This window comes from Sporacetigenium mesophilum DSM 16796, assembly GCF_059569055.1.
On record NZ_JCANUR010000005.1, the window covers coordinates 81778 to 101871 of the forward strand.

At 30.3% G+C, this 20094-nt stretch carries 17 protein-coding genes; all 17 read left to right on the top strand.

The features are described from left to right. Positions 1-24 precede the first annotated feature (24 nt). The 17 genes from BS62_RS06370 to BS62_RS06450 all read left to right on the top strand — a co-directional run bounded on the left by BS62_RS06370 (position 25) and on the right by BS62_RS06450 (position 20035). Complete coding sequence (locus BS62_RS06370; protein WP_496490422.1) at positions 25-1716, top strand: GspE/PulE family protein; 1692 nt, start codon at positions 25-27, stop codon at positions 1714-1716. Between the two features lie 14 nt (positions 1717-1730). Beyond that, on the top strand, positions 1731-2951 hold the full coding sequence (locus BS62_RS06375; protein WP_496490423.1) for a type II secretion system F family protein: 1221 nt from the start codon (positions 1731-1733) through the stop codon (positions 2949-2951). A gap of 16 nt (positions 2952-2967) precedes the next feature. Next, positions 2968-4575: a pilus assembly protein PilM gene (gene pilM, locus BS62_RS06380; RefSeq protein WP_496490424.1), complete on the top strand. Its 1608-nt coding sequence runs from the start codon at positions 2968-2970 to the stop codon at positions 4573-4575. Further along, positions 4568-5359, top strand: a complete 792-nt coding sequence (locus BS62_RS06385) for a hypothetical protein (RefSeq protein ID WP_496490425.1) — start codon at positions 4568-4570, stop codon at positions 5357-5359. The genes pilM and BS62_RS06385 overlap by 8 nt, the downstream gene beginning before the upstream one ends. Then, positions 5346-5768 (top strand): prepilin-type N-terminal cleavage/methylation domain-containing protein, encoded by a 423-nt coding sequence (locus tag BS62_RS06390; protein ID WP_496490426.1) that lies wholly within the window; start codon positions 5346-5348, stop codon positions 5766-5768. The genes BS62_RS06385 and BS62_RS06390 overlap by 14 nt, the downstream gene beginning before the upstream one ends. Positions 5769-5791: 23 nt before the next feature. Continuing rightward, complete coding sequence (locus BS62_RS06395; RefSeq protein ID WP_496490427.1) at positions 5792-6385, top strand: PilW family protein; 594 nt, start codon at positions 5792-5794, stop codon at positions 6383-6385. A 13-nt stretch (positions 6386-6398) separates the two neighbouring features. Next, positions 6399-8129 (top strand): hypothetical protein, encoded by a 1731-nt coding sequence (locus BS62_RS06400; protein ID WP_496490428.1) that lies wholly within the window; start codon positions 6399-6401, stop codon positions 8127-8129. Between the two features lie 8 nt (positions 8130-8137). Further along, the gene (locus BS62_RS06405) at positions 8138-9199 is read left to right on the top strand and encodes a type IV pilus twitching motility protein PilT (RefSeq protein WP_496490429.1); all 1062 of its coding nucleotides are present in this window, start codon (positions 8138-8140) and stop codon (positions 9197-9199) included. Beyond that, positions 9199-9984 (top strand): prepilin peptidase, encoded by a 786-nt coding sequence (locus BS62_RS06410; protein WP_496490430.1) that lies wholly within the window; start codon positions 9199-9201, stop codon positions 9982-9984. The genes BS62_RS06405 and BS62_RS06410 overlap by 1 nt, the downstream gene beginning before the upstream one ends. 33 nt (positions 9985-10017) lie before the next feature. Next, on the top strand, positions 10018-10647 hold the full coding sequence (locus BS62_RS06415; RefSeq protein WP_496490431.1) for a prepilin peptidase: 630 nt from the start codon (positions 10018-10020) through the stop codon (positions 10645-10647). A gap of 46 nt (positions 10648-10693) precedes the next feature. Next, complete coding sequence (gene pth, locus BS62_RS06420) at positions 10694-11254, top strand: aminoacyl-tRNA hydrolase (protein WP_496490432.1); 561 nt, start codon at positions 10694-10696, stop codon at positions 11252-11254. A 17-nt stretch (positions 11255-11271) separates the two neighbouring features. Continuing rightward, complete coding sequence (mfd, locus tag BS62_RS06425; RefSeq protein WP_496490433.1) at positions 11272-14649, top strand: transcription-repair coupling factor; 3378 nt, start codon at positions 11272-11274, stop codon at positions 14647-14649. A gap of 42 nt (positions 14650-14691) precedes the next feature. After that, positions 14692-15687 carry a peptidylprolyl isomerase gene (locus BS62_RS06430; protein WP_496490434.1) on the top strand — a complete coding sequence of 332 codons (996 nt, stop codon included), beginning with the start codon at positions 14692-14694 and terminating at the stop codon, positions 15685-15687. 109 nt (positions 15688-15796) lie between these two features. After that, complete coding sequence (gene spoVT, locus BS62_RS06435) at positions 15797-16336, top strand: stage V sporulation protein T (protein WP_496490435.1); 540 nt, start codon at positions 15797-15799, stop codon at positions 16334-16336. Positions 16337-16472: 136 nt separating this feature from the next. Beyond that, positions 16473-18086 carry a putative polysaccharide biosynthesis protein gene (locus tag BS62_RS06440; protein WP_496490436.1) on the top strand — a complete coding sequence of 538 codons (1614 nt, stop codon included), beginning with the start codon at positions 16473-16475 and terminating at the stop codon, positions 18084-18086. Between the two features lie 130 nt (positions 18087-18216). Next, positions 18217-19668, top strand: coding sequence for a bifunctional methyltransferase/pyrophosphohydrolase YabN (yabN, locus tag BS62_RS06445; RefSeq protein ID WP_496490437.1), 1452 nt, complete (start codon positions 18217-18219; stop codon positions 19666-19668). A gap of 88 nt (positions 19669-19756) precedes the next feature. Further along, positions 19757-20035, top strand: a complete 279-nt coding sequence (locus BS62_RS06450; RefSeq protein ID WP_496490438.1) for an HU family DNA-binding protein — start codon at positions 19757-19759, stop codon at positions 20033-20035. Positions 20036-20094: the final 59 nt, after the last annotated feature.

Here is a 20094-nt window from a genome sequence, read left to right on the forward strand (position 1 = left end):
CATATAAAGAAATGAGGTGACATTATGCAAGGGTTAGATCAAAACAAAGTAAGGTTAGGGGATAAACTAGTCGAAAAAAAGCTTATAACTGAAGGTCAATTAGCTGTTTGTTTACAAATTCAAAAAAGTACTGGTAAAAAACTCGGAGAAATATTATTAGAAAAAGGACTTATAACGCAAGAGGAGTTAGCAAATGTACTAAAGGAGCACTTAGAAATAGAAAGTGTATCTTTAACTCCATCTATTATAAATATAGAAGTAGCAAAAATAATTCCAGAAAATATAGGCAAAAGACATGGGGTAGTTCCATTTAAAATACAAGATAATAAATTATGTTTGGCAATGCATGACCCTCAAGATAGGGAAGCTATACAAGATGTTAGACGTATAGCAAATATGGATATTATACCATTTATAACAACTGCAAACGATATAGGTCAAGGCCTTGACTTCGTATATGCAAATTCACAATTAGATAAAGCAATAGATGAATATACTACAGTATCAAAACAAAATGTCAAAGAAGAGCCAAAAGAAGAAGAAGTAGATATAAATGCAGCACCCATAGTTAGGTTGGTTAATAATATATTAGAAAGTGCTGTTAGAAATAGAGCTAGCGATATCCATATAGAGCCTGAAGAAAATTATATGAGAGTTAGATTTAGAATAGATGGAATATTAAGTGAATACATGAGAACCAGTGTAAAGCCACACTTAGCAGTTGTGAGTCGTATTAAGATAATGGCTGGGCTTAACATATCGGAAAAAAGGCTACCTCAAGATGGAAGAATATTTTTAAATATAGATAACAAACCAATAGATTTCAGGATTTCAACTATGCCAACAAGTAAGTTGGAAAAGGTAGTTATGAGGGTATTGGACAAAAGTAATTTCTTAGTAAACAAAGAAAAGCTTGGATTAAATCAATATAGTATAGATAAATATAATAATTTATTATCCAAGCCATATGGACTTATATTAGTTGTAGGGCCAACTGGAAGTGGTAAGACAACAACACTATATTCTATGCTAAACCAATTAAATGATACAGAAACAAATGCATTGACAATAGAAGACCCTGTGGAATACGAATTAGAAGGTATAAACCAAAGTCAGATAAATTCTAAGGCAGGTCTTACTTTTGCAAGTGCATTAAGGGCGTTTCTAAGACAGGACCCAGATGTAATAATGGTTGGAGAGATAAGAGACCTTGAAACAGCAGAAATAGCAGTTAGGGCATCACTAACAGGTCACTTAGTTTTAAGTACACTACATGCAAATACTTCTGCAGGTGCTATTGCAAGACTTATTGATATGAGGGTAGATAATTTCTTAATAACATCTTCATTAGTAGGGGTTATATCTCAAAGGCTAGTTAGAAAAATATGCACTGATTGTAGGGAAGAATATATAGCTGAGGCCAGGGAGAAACAAATATTAGAATATGACTTAAACGAAGAACTTAGTCTGTATAGGGGAAAAGGCTGTGATAAGTGCAATAACACTGGGTATAAGGGAAGAATAGGGATATATGAAATAATGGAATTAACCAATCCTATTAAGGATGTTATAGATAACGGTGGAAAAGAAGACGAGATATTCCAAATGGCCAAACAACAAGGAATGTTGACTATGAAAGACGATACAGTTCAAAAGGTTATAAATGGGATAACAACTGTACAAGAATTGCTTAGAGTTACATTTATAAGTGAGTAAGGGAAGGTATTTAAATGAACGAATACAAATATAAAGCTTTGTCACCTAATGGAACCAAAGTTAATGGAATAATTAGTGCTGAGAATCTAAAAGAAGCAAGAAATACATTAAAAAGTAGAAAATTAATAGTAGTAAATATAGAGGAAACTAAAAAGAAAAGTGCTGTTTCTTTATTTGGGATTAAGGCAAATTCATTTGGGAAAAAGCTAAAGTTAAATGAAGTCAGTCACTTTTGCAAACAATTTTCAATAATAATATCATCCGGGGTAAACAGTGTAGTAGGTCTTGAAACTTTAGCAAAAAGATCAAAAAATAAGATTCTAAAAGAAGAGCTAAATAAGATAATCAGTGGAATAAAAATGGGGACTACTATATCTGAAGCTATGCTTCAAGATGGATCTAAATTCCCAAAGTTACTTGGGGCTATGATATCTACTGGGGAAGCAACAGGTACATTAGAAGAAGTACTAAAAAGCATGTCTGTGTTTTATGAAAGGGAATATAGAATTAGACAAAAAGTAAAGAATGCATCAACATATCCAACTATAGTAGTTTCCTTAACTGGAGCCATGTTGTTTATATTTTCGAGTTTTGTAATGCCTAATATGATGGAAACGGTTATACAAACAGGAGCAGAGCTTCCGCTTATTACTAAGATAGTTCTAGGATTTTCAGATTTTATGAGTAGTTATTGGTATATGGTATTAGCTGGAATAATAGTAGGTTTTTACTTTTTAAGAACTTATATAAAAACTCCAGCAGGAAGATATCAAAAGGATATTTTTTTAAACAAAATACCTGTAGTAAGTAAATCATTAAGTGATATTGTTGCTATGAGATTTTCTAGGGCGTTATATCTATTTACATCTTCTGGATACCCAATGCTTCAGGGGTTAGATTATATAAAGGAAAACATGAACAATGCTATAGCTGAAAAGGCTATAGCTAATGCTAAAGAAGGATTGACAAAGGGGGAATCTTTGGCAGACAACATAGAAAAAGCTAATTACTTTGACCCAATATTAGTTCAGATGATATCAGTAGGTGAACAAACAGGTCAATTAGAAACTATTATAAAGCAGATGGCTGATTTTTATGAACAAGAAGCAGAAATAGGATTGAATAAACTAGTATCTATGATAGAGCCTATTTTGATAATAGTAGTTGGAATAATAGTAGCTACATTAGTAATATCAATATTTTTACCAATGATGAGTGTATATGATGCAATTTAGGAGGAGTATATAGAAGATGTCGAAGCTTTATATATCGTATTATGGAGACTATGTTTCCATCGTTGAAGGGGCATATAACAAAAAAACAAAAAAGTATGTCATAGAAGAAAGTATGTTTGTGCCCTTATTACAGGATGATGAAACAGAGGATAGAGAAGAACAAAAATATGATTCACTTAAAAGAGCATTAACTACTAAAAACTTTAAAAGTAAAAAGGTAGTTCTGTGCTTAAGCACTAAGGATATAATAGCTAAAGATATAAAGATTCCAAAAGTAGGTTCTAAGGACTTAGATTCTATTATGAATATGGAAATGGATGATATTATATCTTTGGATAAGGATGAGTATGTACTTTCTTATGAGGTATTAAATGAAATAGAAGAAGACGGAAACCAGATGTTAGATATATTGGTGGCTGCAGCAAGAAAAGATAAGGTCAATGAAATTATAGATGTTTTGGAAAAATGCAAGCTGCAAGTTGAGTCTATTGATGTACTTCCTAATTCTTATATAAAAATTTTAAAGCAAATAGAATATAAGGATATTATGATTGTAAATTCAGGTCCTTATGGAACTATGATATCGATTTATAAAAATGACTCGCTATTTATTTATGATTATATACCGATAAAAATCGATGATAACTTTGATTATATGAAATCTTTATCTCTTGTAGATGAAGCAAAGGGACTTATAAATTATTATTCTTCTAGAAATTTTGGTAAGGTAGTTGATAGTATAGTTTTATTGGGAGAAGGCGCAAACAATCCAGATATAAAAAAGGCTTTTGAATATTCATTCCAAAGTGAAGTTATATTTGGAATAGACAAATTATATGATATAAAAGAAGATATAGAAAATATATTTAATATTTCGGATGCTAGTTTATATGTTGAAAACCTAGGTATGATGTTAAGAGGAATAGAAAAAAGAACTTATACTGAAATGAATCTAATTCCTGATGAAATGAAAGCAAAGCAAAGAAAAAAGAAAATCGCTGCTAAAGCATTAGCTTTGACTCCTATAATAGCGGCACTTATATTATCACCGTATATAATATTTGGTTTATTAAATAAGTCTAATACACAAAAGTTACAAGAAGTTAATAATGAAATTGCTATGGCAAAGGAAGATGCAAAAGAAGCTGACGACTTACAAGAGAGAATAAATTTAAAGAAGAAAGAATTAGAACAATATGATATGCTTCTTGGAAATCAAATAAGTTGGGGAAGAGTATTAAGTGATATAGATAAGGCTATACCTTATAGAGCTGAGCTTACTAATTTGAGTTTTAAATATGAAGAAAAGGCAAAAGATGACTCAGAGGGCAAAAAAAATACTGAGAATACACAAGCTGAAAACAACAATGAACAGAATACCAATAATCAAGAAACGGTTACAAATGAAGGTGATAAAGAAACACCTGTATATAAACAAATACCAAATGTAGTTACTATAGAGGGCAGGACAAGAACTTCTGATTTAGTAGGTAAGTTTGTATATGGCCTGACTAAGCTTGAATATTTTGAATCTGTAAAATTAGATAATATAACTAAGGATGAGAATGGACAGAAATTTTCTATAAAGGCATATATGAAAGAAGGTGCGATTATACATGAATAAAGACATATTAAATCAAGAAATAAGTATAAAAAATGTAGCTATAATAGCACTTGTCTTAGGAAGTTTATTTGTATATGGCTACCTTCTTTTATATCCTAAATACACAGAATATAAAACTGTCAGAGATAATCTGAATGCTGTTGAAACTGAGTTAAATTCTTATAAGCAAAAAGTAACAGATATACCAAGATTGCAAGATGAATTAGCTAGCACAAATTCACAGTTAAGTACAAAGAGTAGAAGATTAAACTACGATATGGAAAATGGGATGTTTTTAATAGGGCTTTCTGACTATATGAAGGATTTTAATGTTAAGTTAGATGAATATACTGTAGCTGAACCTATAAAATATGAAACTTTTTATGCCATACCAACAACATTAAAAGTAACAGGTAATTATAGATATATAAGAGAAGTTATGTATTATTTAGAAGAACAGAAAAATATGACTCAAATATTAGATTATGAAATGGTTTTAGCTGAACCTGAAGAAGCGCCTGCAACAGTTACTACAACACTACAACCAGATGGAAGTGAAATAACTGTTCCGGGACCTACTCAGATATCTAAGCCAAATGGAGATATAACTGCTACTTTTAAACTTATGGTGTACTCAGCTAATGACCCTACACTTGAGTTAAACACATCGAATCCTAGCAAATGGAAACCGGGTAAGTTCAATCCGTTTGTTCCAACTGTAGATCCACCTGTTAAGTATATTGCGCCAGTAAATAATAATTATAATGCAGACCAAGAGGATGTGGATTATAGTGAAAGCAAATAATAAAGGGTTTACTTTAATAGAAGTATTAGTAGCTATGGGTATAATTATGCTCATAGCTATGGCTTTTTTCGGTATTAATAATATGAGTATAAAGGTTAATGCCAAAAATGAAAAAGATATACAGGCTATGAACATAGCTCAAAGTGTAATGGAAGATGTAAGAGGCTATATAAAAGAAGGTATAAAATCCAAGTATATTATTAAAGAGGTATATACTGGAGATGAGAAAATAGACCTTAATGGATATGCAAAAGTGTTTACTGAAGAAACTGGAAATGAAGCATATACTATAAATATTAAGATAGATAGAGAAAATGTAGAGAGTAGATTATATACGATAATAGTAAAGGTATCATCTAAAAATAGTAATAAGAATACTGAGCTTGTAACTCAAATATTTGAAATGTAGACTGAGTGTAAGGAGATATTATATTGAATAAAAAAACATTAAGTGAAAAAGGATTTACACTAGTAGAAGTAATAATATCATTGGCTATACTTATTGTAGTTGTATCAATAACCTATATGGTTTTAAATAGCTCTAATAAGTTGTTGAATACCCAAAAAAATACATCTAATATACAACAAGGTATAAATTTGACTACAAGATACCTAACTAAAGACCTAGAAAAATCAATAAGCTTTACAGAAACTAATCCAAAAAATTCGGGGAATGGTTATATAATTATGGATAAAGAATCTTATAATTATCAGTATAATATAAAAAATTATAATAACACCATATTCACTTATGATGTGAGGATAAGTAAAAAGGGAGATAAGTATTTCTATTCATTAGATAGAATCAATGGTAGTAGTGTGATAAATATAATATCGAACCAAGCTATAAAATCTAACAAAATTAACTGGACTACAAATATAGAAATACCTTTTGAAATAAAAAATGAGATAGCAAATAACAATAGTTTGTATAATGTATATATAAGATACCTAGATAAAAATCAAGGTAAATCTTATGGGTTTAAGGTATATAAAAGAACAGATAGAATAGAAACCTTTGAATAGGGGGATAGTTCTCGTGAAAACTATAGGAAATAAATTTAAAAATAGTAAGGGTTCTGCTTTAATACTAGTAATCTTTACGATGCTAATGATTACAGCAGGAGTTGGGATAGTATCAATGCAGGTAAATAATCAAATTATATCTAATAAAAATAGAAGTAATGTATCTGAACAAACATACTTAGCTGAAGCAGGTGTAGAAAAGACGATAACAGAAATATATAAAGCTATAGATGCGCGTTTGATCAATTTAGAGAAAAATACAGAACCAAAGACTAATGCAAATAGTTATATCGCCTATTGCTTAAAAGAATCAGAGAAGTATTTTACAAGGGCTAAAGATAATATACCTCCGGGACACAAGCAGTATAGTACAGATACAATAAATACTATACTAAGTAATGTAAATAGCGCTATGGGTAAAGATGAAAAACTATTAGACATAACAAATGATATACAACCAATTATAGATAATACAACTAAGCTAAAAGGTGAAAATTGGTATAAAGGAGTAGGTAAGAATAATAAAAAGGGAATAGATTACAATGTTGACATGGGAATGTACTATGCTGAATTGGCAAAAGGAGAATTAAGCCATATAAGAAATATAGATAGTCATAGATCTACTTTGCATACAAAGGGAAGTAGTCAAAGCGGTGAAGATAGAATACTATACTTATCACAGGCAGAATTAAATGATATTACCAACTTGTTGCTTAAGTTTAGAAATGAGAAAGTAGCCAATGACAACTTCATCTCATTAAGTGAATTTAATGAGAGCCCATCAGAAAGAGACAGTGAGTATAACCAACAATCGTTATTTAACTATATAGATATCCTAAACCGAGAGTTAACTTTGAGCAATATAAATAGTGGGAACGTAAAACTAAAGTATATATTAGATAAATTGGCAGAAATTAAAAGAATTGTTAATGTGTATTTAAAACCTCAAGGCAATAGCAAGAAACCTGATATAAGTCCAATAAATAATATGGAGACAAAATTAAAAGAATCAACAACCTATTTATCAAATAAAGAGTTATTAGATAAAACGATTGAATATTTATCTATATCTAGTACTAAAATCGGAGCATTTGAGGAGAGTCCAGCAAAAAATAAGATAGTAGAAGAATCACAAATAATATCATATATAGAAACCGATATAAAGGGAGATATAAAAAAATTAGAAGGAAAATTAAACCCAAGTAACACGAGTGACTTAAATAATTTAATATTAAATATAAATAATATCTTAGATAAATTAGTTAAGCTACAGGCAGACATTGGTAATTTAAAACTCAAAGGGAACCAAGATGTACCTAGAGTTAGTGAAATCTATGATGTTGAGAAATACTTAATAGAGATAAAATGTAACCTAGGGGTTCCAAATACCTATATAAATGAGAATAGAACTATCACAGGGAGATTCGAACTGCCTCCAGAAACATATGATAGAATAACAATACCTGGTGGTGAATATAAAATAAATGAAAAGCCTGCTTATATAACAGATGCAGTAACACTTGATATTATTGTTATTAAGGATAGATATATATACAATAATAATTCTAATGATTATGTAGATATTATAAGAGAAGTAAGACCTATAACTAGCGATATAGTAGCACGTGATTATAGTAAGAAAAGCGGAATACAGGCTAATGTTACATTTTATATTACAGAATTTAATGGTGGAAAGACGTTTAAGGTATATGACCATAAGGTAAATTCTTGGGAGGAAAAGTAGGAGGAAACATGAATATATTTGATTTACTAAAGAAGGCAATAGAGATAGGGGCTTCTGATATTCATATAACAGTGGGTTCAAAGCCTTTAGTTAGATCTAAGGGGAGATTTGTTAATTTAAGTGAAGATATAATAACACCTAAAGATGCTGAGTCTATGGTTAAAGAAATTGCTGGAGATGTTAACTTTTCTAGAGTACTAGAAAATGGTGAGGCGGACTTTTCGGCATCTCTTGAAACTGGGGAGAGATTTAGGGTTAATGCATATAAGCAAAAGGGAAATTTCGCCCTTGCTATAAGAACTATAACTTCTGAAATACCAACTTTTGATAAGTTAGGACTTCCAAGTGTTATAAGTACTTTTGCAAATAAACATAAGGGGTTGGTTCTTGTTACTGGGCCTACAGGAAGTGGGAAGAGTACTACTCTTGCAAGTATAATAGATATGATAAATGAGACTCGTGAAGCTCATATTATAACTTTGGAAGATCCTATAGAGTATGTTCACAATCACAAGAGAAGTATTGTGAATCAAAGGGAAATAGGTAGTGATTCAAATAGTTTTGCAAGTGCTCTTAGGGCTGCTCTTCGTCAAGATCCAGATGTTATATTAATAGGTGAGATGAGAGATCCTGAGACTATTTCTATAGCTTTAACTGCCGCTGAAACTGGTCACTTAGTTTTTTCTACTCTTCACACTGTTGGAGCTGCTAAGACTATAGATAGAATTGTAGATGCCTTTACTCCAGAGCAACAACAACAAGTAAAGACTCAACTTTCTATGGTTTGTGAAGGCGTTGTATCTCAACAACTTATACCAACTAGAGATGGAAGTGGTAGAGTTGCAGCTGTTGAGGTTATGGTTGCAAACGCAGCTATAAGAAACCTTATTAGAGAAGGTAAGACTTATCAAATAGGCAACTCTATACAAACAGGTGCAAAGCAAGGAATGCAATCTATGGATCAACAGTTAATAGACCTTCATAAAGCAGGAAAAATAAGTAGAGACAGTGTTTTAAGCCGTTGTGCAGACTATGAATATACATCGAGAATGATGGGTGGCGGATATTAATGGATGGTTTTATGTTGTTTGGTTATATTTATTGTCTTATTGTAGGAATATGTATGGGAAGTTTTTTCAATGTTTGTATATACAGAATTCCAGGAGGAGAGTCTATAGTATCTCCTCCTTCTCATTGTTATAATTGCAATACAAAGTTAAGAAGTATTGATTTGGTACCTGTATTTAGTTATTTGTTTTTAGGAGGTAAATGTAGGTATTGTGGCACTAAGATATCTTTTAGATATCCAGCTATAGAGCTTTTAACTGGAGTTCTATATTTATTGGTGTTTTCAGTTTATGGTTTTAGTATGCAAAGTTTATACTATATTTTCTTAGCATCATTATTAGTTATTATAAGTTTTATTGATTTAGACCATTTTATAATACCTGATAAATTACTTATTATTGGAGCTGTATTTGGATTAGTCTTCAATTTATTAGGTTATGGTATACCTTTTTTAGACGGTATATATGGAGCTTTAGTTTCTGTGGGACTTCTTTTATTTATTTTATTATTAGAATTTATTATAAAGAAAGAGTCTATGGGCGGAGGAGATATAAAACTTCTTGGGATGATAGGTATTTTCCTAGGTCTAAAATATACTATATTGACAATAATACTAGCTATATACATTGGAGCCATATATGGGATTTTAGTTATTATATATAGTAAGATTAGGAAGATAAAATATAATGCTATGATACCATTTGGACCTTTTATTTCTTTTGGTGCTATTATGTCACTGCTCTATGGAAGTAATATAATAGACTTTTACTTTAAATTTATGATGTAAGGTAGGAAAAAGCCTACTATTGCTATAATTATTATGATATACATAATTTTATTTGGAGTTTTAATATCTTTAGTTACAAATATATCTATATATAAAATTTGTAAAGATATAGATAAAAATAAAACTAGAGACACTTTGGTAAACCTAGTCACAGTTGTTTTGCTTATTCTTATATATAGCAAATACAAATTTAGTTTTGAATTTTTCAAGTATTCTGTGCTAATATATTTCTTAATGGTAATATCTATAATTGATTATTATACAACCTACATATACGATGTAGTTATTATAGGTGGGATATTGATAGGGATGATATTCTTAGTAATATCATATTTTTCAGGATATCAATATGCCACTTATTTGCATGGAATGGTATTTGGCATAATATCTTCAAGTCTTTTAATACTCTTGACTAGATCTATGGGTTGGGGAGATGTTGAAGTATATGCACTTTGCTGTTTGTATATAGGATTTGATTATAGTTTGATTATGATGATGTTGTCTTTTATAGTTGGAAGCATTTATGGAATTTGCAGTATAATTTTAAAGGACAAGTCCAAAAAGGATATTATTCCATTTGCGCCAAGTATAGCTATAGCAACAATATTAGTTGTATTAACAGAATATGGTATACTCAATTGGTATATAAGTAAAATAATTTAATTTAATATTGCAAAAAATACAATAATCGCATAAAGGAGGAGACAAAATGTATGTAATAGTAGGATTGGGAAATCCAGGAAAACAATATGAAAATACAAGACACAATGTGGGTTTTAATTTAATAGATATATTAGCTAAAGAACATAGTATACCAGTAAATAAAATCAAGCATAAGGCCTTAATTGGTGAAGGTAGAATAGGAAGCGAAAAGGTACTATTAGTTAAGCCTCAAACATATATGAATTTAAGTGGTGAAACTTTAATCAGTATATTTCAGTACTATAAAGTTGAACCTGAGAATATAATAATAATATACGATGATATTGATTTGGATGTAGGCAAGCTTAGAATAAGGAAAAAAGGAAGCGGTGGAACTCACAATGGAATGAGATCTATAATAAAATGTCTAGGATTTGATAATTTTCCGAGAGTTAGGATAGGTGTTTCAAAGCCCGAACACGGACAAGACCTAGCATCTTTTGTGTTGTCAAAATTCCGAAAAGATGAAGTAGAAGATTTACAAGAAGCTCTAGAAAGGGCCGCATTAGCCATAGAAACTACCATAAAGGACAATTTAGACTTGGCTATGAATAAATATAATGGATAGATGAAAGGAAGATTTCTATGAATGATGTTTTCATATATCCTTTGCAAAATTCAAAGGAATATAAAGATATAATTAAATCTGTTAAAAGCAAAAAATCATCATTACTTATAAATGGCCTTGTACCTGTTCAAAGGCCTCATATAACTTATGCCATGTTTAAGGATTTAAATAAGCAAACATTAGTTATAACGCATAGTGATTTGGACGCAAAAAAAGTATATGAAGATTTGGTTTTTTATGCAAAGGATAAGGTAGAATATTTAGGATTTGAAGATATATATTTTTATTATTTAGATGCAAAAGACAGAAAAGAAGAAGCAAAAAAGTTAAAGGTTCTTTTAAAGCTTTCTAGGGGAGAAGATATAATACTTGTTACTTCAATAGAAGCTGTTATGAGAAAGTATATGCCAAAGGAGACTTTGAGAGAAAATATATTCTCATACAAAATTGGAGAGGTAATAAATATAGAAAACCTTGTAAATAAGTTAGTAGCACTAGGATATGAAAGGGTTTCAAAGGTAGAAGGGTTCGGTCAGTTTAGTGTAAGAGGTGGAATAATAGATATATTCTCTCTAGAATACGACAACCCTATACGTATAGAATTGTTTGATGATGAAATAGATTCTATAAGAACATTTGATGTATTTACTCAAAAATCAATAGAAAAAATAAATAACTTTGAAATAACACCTTCTAGAGAATTTATATATCCAAAAGATATAAATTTATCTATTGACAGAATGAAGGCTGATATAAAGAAAGATACATGTGATGATATATACTCTAATTTAGAAAAGATAAATAATCATATATATTTTGATGGAGTTGAAAATTATATAGATTATATATATACACAAGAAAATAAGAGTATATTTTCTTATTTGAAAAAAGATGCAATTATAATGTTTAACGATATAACTAGAATAAAAGAAAAGTGTGACAATTATATAGATGAATTTAGGGACAACTATAAGGTGAATTTAGAAAGAGGCTTAGCACTGAAATCACAAGGAAAGCTTCTTTATCATTATATAGACTTAGAACATTTAGTCGATGATAGATTTGTAATATTAAATTCACTTTTACCTAAATCTATAAAAGACTTTAACATAAAATCTATAGTAAATTTCGATTGTAGAGAAGTTGCAACGTTTAACGGGAAACTAGAACTTATAGGCGATGAAATTAAGTATCTAAGACACAATGGATACAAGGTTATACTTTCAACTAATACATTTGATAGAGCTCAAAAATTATATGAAGATTTGTTAAACATGGACATAGAGACAGTACTTTTAAAAGACAGAAATTCTGATATAAAATCATCTCAAGTTATAATAACTTCAGGTAATATATCATCAGGTTTTCAATATAACTCTATAAAATTTGCAGTTATAACTGACAAAGAAATGATAGGGGTACACAAAAGAGTAAATACTGGTAAATCTAAGAAAAATAGAAAAGGTCAAAAAATAGATACATTCTTAGATTTAACAATAGGAGACTATGTTGTACATGAAAATCATGGTGTAGGTAGATATGTAGGAATAGAACAGATATCTGCAAATAACACAAAAAAGGACTATTTAAAAATAGTTTATGCAGCTGCTGATAATCTATATGTTCCTATAGATCAAATGGATAAAATCCAAAAGTATATAGGTGCAGATGCAGAAAAAGTAAAACTAAACAAGCTAGGAAATAGCGAATGGAGTAAGGCTAAGGCTAAGGTCAAAAAAGAAATAGAAGATATGACTAAGGACCTTATAGAACTTTATGCCAAAAGAGAAAAAGTAAAAGGATATAAGTTTAGCGAAGATACACCTTGGCAAAGTGAGTTTGAATCATTATTTCCATATCAAGAAACAGATGATCAATTAAATTCAATTATAGATACAAAAAAGGATATGGAAGACGATAAGGTTATGGATAGGCTAATATGTGGAGACGTTGGATATGGTAAGACAGAAGTTGCAATAAGAGCTGTATTTAAGGCTTGTATGGAACAAAAGCAAGTTGCATTTTTGGTTCCAACTACTATACTTGCACAACAACATTACAACACAATAAAGGAAAGATTCAAAGACTATCCTATAAGAGTTGAAGTACTAAGTAGATTCAAAACTCCAAAGCAACAAAAGCAAATAATAGAAGATACTAAAAAGGGTCTAGTTGATATAGTCGTAGGTACTCATAGAATAATATCTAAAGATATTGTATTTAAGGACTTAGGACTTGTTGTAATAGATGAAGAGCAAAGATTTGGTGTTAAAGATAAGGAAAAGTTAAAAAAGATAAAGTCTACTGTAGATGTACTTACTTTGTCAGCTACACCTATACCTAGAACTCTTCATATGTCATTAAGTGGTATAAGAGACATGAGTGTTATAGAAGAACCACCTCAAGAGCGTCATCCAGTTTTAACATACGTTGCAGAAGGAAAAGAAAGTATAATACAAGATGCTATAGAAAGAGAATTGGCTCGTGGTGGTCAGGTATTTTTCGTATATAATAGAGTACAAGATATAGATGAAAAAGCTAGTATGATAAAAAGATTAGTACCAGATGCAAATGTTGCTGTAGGGCATGGAAAGATGACTGGTAGAAATCTAGAAAATATAATATTTGGATTTTTAAATAAGGAATATGATGTTCTTGTATGTACCACTATAATAGAAACTGGAATGGATATATCAAACGCTAACACTATTATAGTTTATGATGCAGATAAAATGGGTCTTGCACAACTTTATCAATTAAGAGGTAGAGTTGGTAGAAGTACAAGACAAGGTTATGCATATTTTATGTATGAAAAAGACAAAGTATTAAGTGAAGTAGCAGAAAAAAGGCTAAAGGCGATAAAGGAATTCACTGAATTTGGATCTGGATTTAAAATAGCCATGAGAGACTTAGAAATAAGAGGGGCTGGTAATATACTTGGACCTCAACAACATGGACACATGGCTGTTATAGGGTACGATTTATATGTAAAAATGTTAAATGAAGCTATAAGAAAAGTAAAGGGAGAAGATGTAACACAAGAATTAGAAGTTGAAATAGATTTAAGTGTAAATGCATATATACCTGGAACATATATAACAGATGAGCTTACTAAAATAGAAATGTACAAAAAAATAGCTTCTATAGAAAGTAAAAAGGATATGTATGAAGTTGAAGAAGAATTAGAAGATAGATTCTCAGACCTTCCTACTCCAGTAAAAACTTTGCTATCTATAGCATATATAAAATCTATGTGTAAAAAGCTAAAGGTAGAAAGTATAAAGCAATCTAAAGATCAAATATTCTTAAAACCTCAATATGTTCACAGAACTAAAGAAAAAAACCAATACAAAATGGTTAAAGAAATTGAAGAGTTACTAGAAAAAATGTTATAATTTACCTAATTGTTTTATAAAACTAAGGAAGAGGTGCATGAATTGAAAAAAATACTATCTATAATAACGGCTTCCGTATTGGCAATATCAATGACAGCGTGTACAGGGCAAAAGAGTCCAGTGGCCACTGTAAATGGAAAAGATATAACTTTAGAGAAGTATCAAAATACTCTTAATGCATATAAAGTTACTTTTGAAAATATGTATGGAAAAGATGTATGGAATCAACAAGTAGAAGGAGATAAAACTCGTGGAGATGAGTTCAAAGAAGATATACTAAACAGAATGATTCAAGATGAGTTAATTTATCAAAAGGCAGAAGAGAAAAAGCTAGTACCTTCTGATAAAGAAGTAAATGAGCAATTTGAAGAGTTCAAAAAAAGTATTGGTGATAACGGAGAATATATGAAATCTCTAAAAGATGCTGGTATAGATGAGGCATTTTTGAAGGATCAAATGAAAAAAGATGTAGCTATACAAAACTATAGTACAGAGTATATTAAAAATATTAAAACTAGTGAAGATGTTTTAAATAAATATTATAACGATAATAAAGAAGAATTTAGAAAAGAAGAAGTTAGGGCATCTCATATATTAATATCTACTCAAGATGCTGAAGGTAAGCCTCTTGCAGATAAAGAAAAAGCTGAAAAGAAAAAGAAGGCTGAAGATATACTTGCAAAAGTAAAAGCAGGAGAAGATTTTGCAAAACTTGCAAAAGAGAATTCTGAAGATCCAGGGTCTGCTAAAAATGGTGGAGATTTAAATTTCTTTGGAAAAGGTGTAATGGTTCCTGAGTTTGAAAATACAGCATTTAGTTTAGAAAAAGGGAAAATATCTGATTTGGTTGAAAGTCAATTTGGATATCATATAATTAAGGTTACGGATAAAATAAACGAAATTAATCCTTTTGCAGAAGTAAAGGATCAAATTAAAGAAAAAATAGAACAAGAAAAGTTTAATGAACATATAAATGAATTACAAAAGAAAGCTAAAACAGAAAAAAATGAAGATGTTATAAAAAGTGTAAAATTATAATGATCGGAAGAAAAACCTATATATTTCTATATATAGGTTTTTTTTGCATATTTTTTTTATAACTGGTAAAAAATATATTCAAAGTTATTTATGGAGGGATGATCATAAAATGAGAGCAACAGGAATAGTTAGAAGAATAGATGATCTTGGTAGAGTTGTTATACCAAAAGAAATTAGAAAAACTTTGAGAATTAGAGAAGGAGACCCTCTTGAGATATTTACAGCTAAAGATGGAGAAGTAATACTTAAAAAATACTCTCCAATAGGTGAATTGAATGAGTTCTCTCAAGAGTATGCAGAAACCCTAGGAGAAACTGTAGGACATGGTGTTTTAGTAACAGATTTAGATAGCATAATAGCTGTATCAAAGCTTCCAAAAAAAGATTATAAAGAAAAAAGCATAAGTAAAGAACTAGAAGATATTATTGAAAATAGAACGAGCTGTTTTGTAAAAGACAATAAAATAATACCTATACACAAAGACGACTCAATGGAATATAAACAACAGATAATCATGCCTATAGTAAGTACATCAGGAGATTGCATAGGATCGATTATATTAGTAGCAAAAGAAAATGATAACTTAACAGATAGTGATGAAAAGTTATTAAAGGTAGCTGTCAACTTCTTAGGTAAACAAGTTCAATAATATTGAGGAATGTAGGCCCTGGAAATAGGGTCTTTTTTCCGTTCTTTTTTGCAACAAAAAACATATTATATTGAAGTAATAAACATAAATATGGTATATTAGAATTTGTTATCTATATAAATATGGAGGAAAAACTATGAGTACCAAATCTAATAAAGATTCATTTTTAAAAGGTGCATTCATACTTGGGGTAGCTGGTATCGTAGTTAAGATAATAGGTGCTTTCTTTAGAATACCTCTTGGAAACTTAATAGGAGCTGAGGGTATGGGGTATTATCAAGCAGCATACCCTGTGTACGTATTATTCTTAACTTTAGCGACAGCAGGATTTCCAACAGCACTAGCAAAACTAGTATCAGAAAAAATAGCTTTTGGAGATTATGTAGGTGCACATAAGGTATTTAAAGTATCTCATAATGTGCTATTTATAACTGGTATTGTTGCATTTTGTATATTCTTCTTTGGGGCTGATTTTATAGTTACAGAGATACTACATAACCCTAATGCATATTATGCTATGTTAGCTATAGCACCATCATTATTATTCGTACCTGTAATGTCTTCTTATAGAGGATATTTTCAAGGTAGAAGAGAAATGACACCTATAGCATTATCTCAGATAAATGAGCAGTTTATAAGGGTTATTTTGGGACTTGGATTAGCTTATATATTCATGAGTACAAAAGGGTCTCAATTAGGTGCTGCTGGAGCAATATCTGGTGCTACTTTTGGAGCACTAGCAGCAATGATATACTTAATTTGGGTTTATTTTAGAAAAAATAAGATTATTAAAAGTGAGATAAAAAGCGTTCAAAATACTAAAGATGAAACAACATGGAATATACTAAATAAATTACTTGTTATAGCTATTCCCATAACTATAGGAGCTTGTGTTATACCTTTGGTTAATACATTGGACTCTATAATAGTTATAAGAAGGCTAGAAGTTGCTGGATATAGTTATGAGCAAGCTAATGCATTGTTTGGACAGTTAACAGGTATGGCAATGTCAATAATAAATATGCCATCTGTTATAACTATGTCTCTTGCTATGAGTTTGGTTCCAGCAATATCTCAATCTTATGCAACAAGAGATTTAAAATCAGCTCAAAAGGAAATTAAAACAGGTGTAAAGGTTACTTTATACATGGTATTGCCAGCTGCATTTGGATTGGCATCACTTGCAACGCCTATAATGCAGTTATTGTTCCCTAATGAGCCAGCATCTATAGGAACAATATTATTTGTATTAACTCCTGCAGTAGTGTTCTTAGGGCTTATACAAACCCTTACAGGGGCTCTACAAGGTATGGGCAAACCTATGATACCTGTTTTAGGATTAGGGTTAGGGATGGTATTTAAAGCCGTTATGAGTTATGTTTTAACAGCTATACCAGAAATAAACGTAGTAGGTTCAGCACTTGGTACGGTAACAGCTTATTTAATAGCGGCAGCTGTAGATATATACTATGTTAAAAAGTTTAGTAAGGTTAAGTTCTCTGCAAAGGAATTTGTAATTAAGCCATTAATAACTGTTATAGTTATGAGCTTAGTTGTTATTCTTTCTTACATGGGTCTGGGAGGACTTGTTGGAAGTAAAATAGCAACTGTAATATCCATAGCTATAGGGGCATTAGTATATGTAGTAATGATATTTGCAATAGGTGGAATATCAAAAGATGAACTACTTAAGATGCCAAAAGGTGAAAAATTATATAAAATACTTAAAAAAGCTAAATTAATGAGATAAAATAGAATAGATATATGTATATATTGGAAATACTTATATAAGTATTTCCTTTATTTTTGATCAAGGTCCCAACTGGGTCGTTGGCGATATGAGCGTAGCGAATTTTCGCAACACAAAAAGGAGTGGAATTATGGGCAAAATCACCATAGTAGGACTTGGACCAGGAGAGTACAATCTTATTAGCCAAGGAGCACTAGAATCTATAAAAAATAAAGAAAACGTATATTTTAGAACAATAAAGCATCCAATAATTGACCAGTTTGATGATAGCATAAAATACGTAGGATTAGATCATTTTTATGAAAGTGAAGAAGACTTCGAAAAGGTATATGAGAATATATCAAGGTTTATTATAGAAAAGGCTAAAGATGATGATATAGTATATGCAGTTCCTGGGCATCCTAGGGTCGCTGAGAACACCGTTTCCATTATTGAAGGCAAAGCTAAGGAAAGTAATATAGAATTAGAAATTATACCATCTATGAGCTTTTTAGATGCAATGTATAATTATCTAGGAGTAGACCCTGTACATGGATTTAGTCTTATAGATGCACTACAGATACAAAATTCGTATATAGATATCAAAAGCTCAACTATAGTAACACAAGTTTATGATAGACTGACAGCGTCTAATGTAAAGCTATCTTTAATGGAATATTACAATGATGAGCAAGAAATATGTATAATTAGAGCTGCAGGTGTTAAGAATCTAGAAAGTAAGAAGTTTGTTAAATTATATGAATTAGATAGAAGTGAAAATAACTTTGATTATTTGACTAGTTTATATATACCCAAGTCTGATGAAGAGATATACAATAATGTATTACATTTAGAAAATATAGTATCTAGACTAAGAGCTCCTAATGGATGCCCTTGGGATGCAGAACAAACTCACCAGAGCCTTAAAAAGCACATAATAGAAGAGGCCTATGAGCTTGCACAGGCAATAGATAATGATGATATAGATGAAATGATAGAAGAGCTAGGAGACATACTTTTACACGTAGTATTCCATGCTCAAATAGGACAAGAAGAAGGATATTTTGATTTGAAGGAAATTATAGCATCTATATGCAATAAATTGGTATATAGACATCCTCATGTATTTGGAGAAGCTAAATATGAAAAAGATGAATACGACAAAACATGGGAAGAACTAAAGAAACAAGAAAAAGGAGAACAAACTATAACAGAAAGTTTAGTAAGAATACCTAAATATCTTCCTGCGTTGACTAAAGCCCATAAAGTTCAACATAAAGCTGCATTAGTTGGCTTCGATTGGGATAATATAGAAGATGTATACAAAAAAATACAAGAAGAATATAAAGAATTACTTGACGAATGTAAACTTGGGAATATACAATACATACAGGAAGAATTAGGAGATTTAATATTTTCTATAGTAAATCTAGCTAGATTTTTAGATTTAGATCCTGAAGAAGCTTTGAACAAAACTACACAAAAGTTTATAAAAAGATTTAGTTTTATAGAGTATACTGCCATAAAAAGCGGTATGAAGTTAGAAAATATGACATTAGAAGAGATGGACAAACTCTGGAATGAAGCTAAATTAAAAAAATAATCTAAAAAAGAGGAGTTTTGTAAAAAAGCTAGAATTTTACAGTTATGTAAAAATAATAAATTAACATACTTTTAGGGAGGTAACTATCGTGAACAAGGCTGAATTAGTAACAAAAATAGCTGAAAAGAGTGGATTAACAAAAAAGGAATCAGAACAAGCATTAAACGCTTTCATGAGTTCTGTTGAAGAAGCATTAGTTTCTGGAGACAAAGTTCAATTAGTAGGATTTGGAACTTTCGAAACTAGAGAAAGAGCTGCTAGACAAGGTAGAAATCCAAGAAACCCAGAAGAAGTTATAGATATACCTGCTTCTAAAGCTCCAGTATTCAAAGCTGGTAAAGGCTTAAAAGACACTATAAACGCATAATAGTATAATGAATAAAGTGTGGGGTATACCACACTTTTTTTATTATTTATATATAGGAG

Excerpts from the sequence above, each read along its gene's own strand:
- BS62_RS06370 (WP_496490422.1), top strand. The coding sequence starts at position 25 with ATGCAAGGGTTAGATCAAAACAAAGTAAGGTTAGGGGATAAACTAGTC.
- BS62_RS06375 (WP_496490423.1), top strand. The coding sequence starts at position 1,731 with ATGAACGAATACAAATATAAAGCTTTGTCACCTAATGGAACCAAAGTT.
- pilM (WP_496490424.1), top strand. The coding sequence starts at position 2,968 with ATGTCGAAGCTTTATATATCGTATTATGGAGACTATGTTTCCATCGTT.
- BS62_RS06385 (WP_496490425.1), top strand. The coding sequence starts at position 4,568 with ATGAATAAAGACATATTAAATCAAGAAATAAGTATAAAAAATGTAGCT.
- BS62_RS06405 (WP_496490429.1), top strand. The coding sequence starts at position 8,138 with ATGAATATATTTGATTTACTAAAGAAGGCAATAGAGATAGGGGCTTCT.
- BS62_RS06410 (WP_496490430.1), top strand. The coding sequence starts at position 9,199 with ATGGATGGTTTTATGTTGTTTGGTTATATTTATTGTCTTATTGTAGGA.
- BS62_RS06415 (WP_496490431.1), top strand. The coding sequence starts at position 10,018 with ATGATATACATAATTTTATTTGGAGTTTTAATATCTTTAGTTACAAAT.
- pth (WP_496490432.1), top strand. The coding sequence starts at position 10,694 with ATGTATGTAATAGTAGGATTGGGAAATCCAGGAAAACAATATGAAAAT.
- mfd (WP_496490433.1), top strand. The coding sequence starts at position 11,272 with ATGAATGATGTTTTCATATATCCTTTGCAAAATTCAAAGGAATATAAA.
- spoVT (WP_496490435.1), top strand. The coding sequence starts at position 15,797 with ATGAGAGCAACAGGAATAGTTAGAAGAATAGATGATCTTGGTAGAGTT.
- BS62_RS06440 (WP_496490436.1), top strand. The coding sequence starts at position 16,473 with ATGAGTACCAAATCTAATAAAGATTCATTTTTAAAAGGTGCATTCATA.
- yabN (WP_496490437.1), top strand. The coding sequence starts at position 18,217 with ATGGGCAAAATCACCATAGTAGGACTTGGACCAGGAGAGTACAATCTT.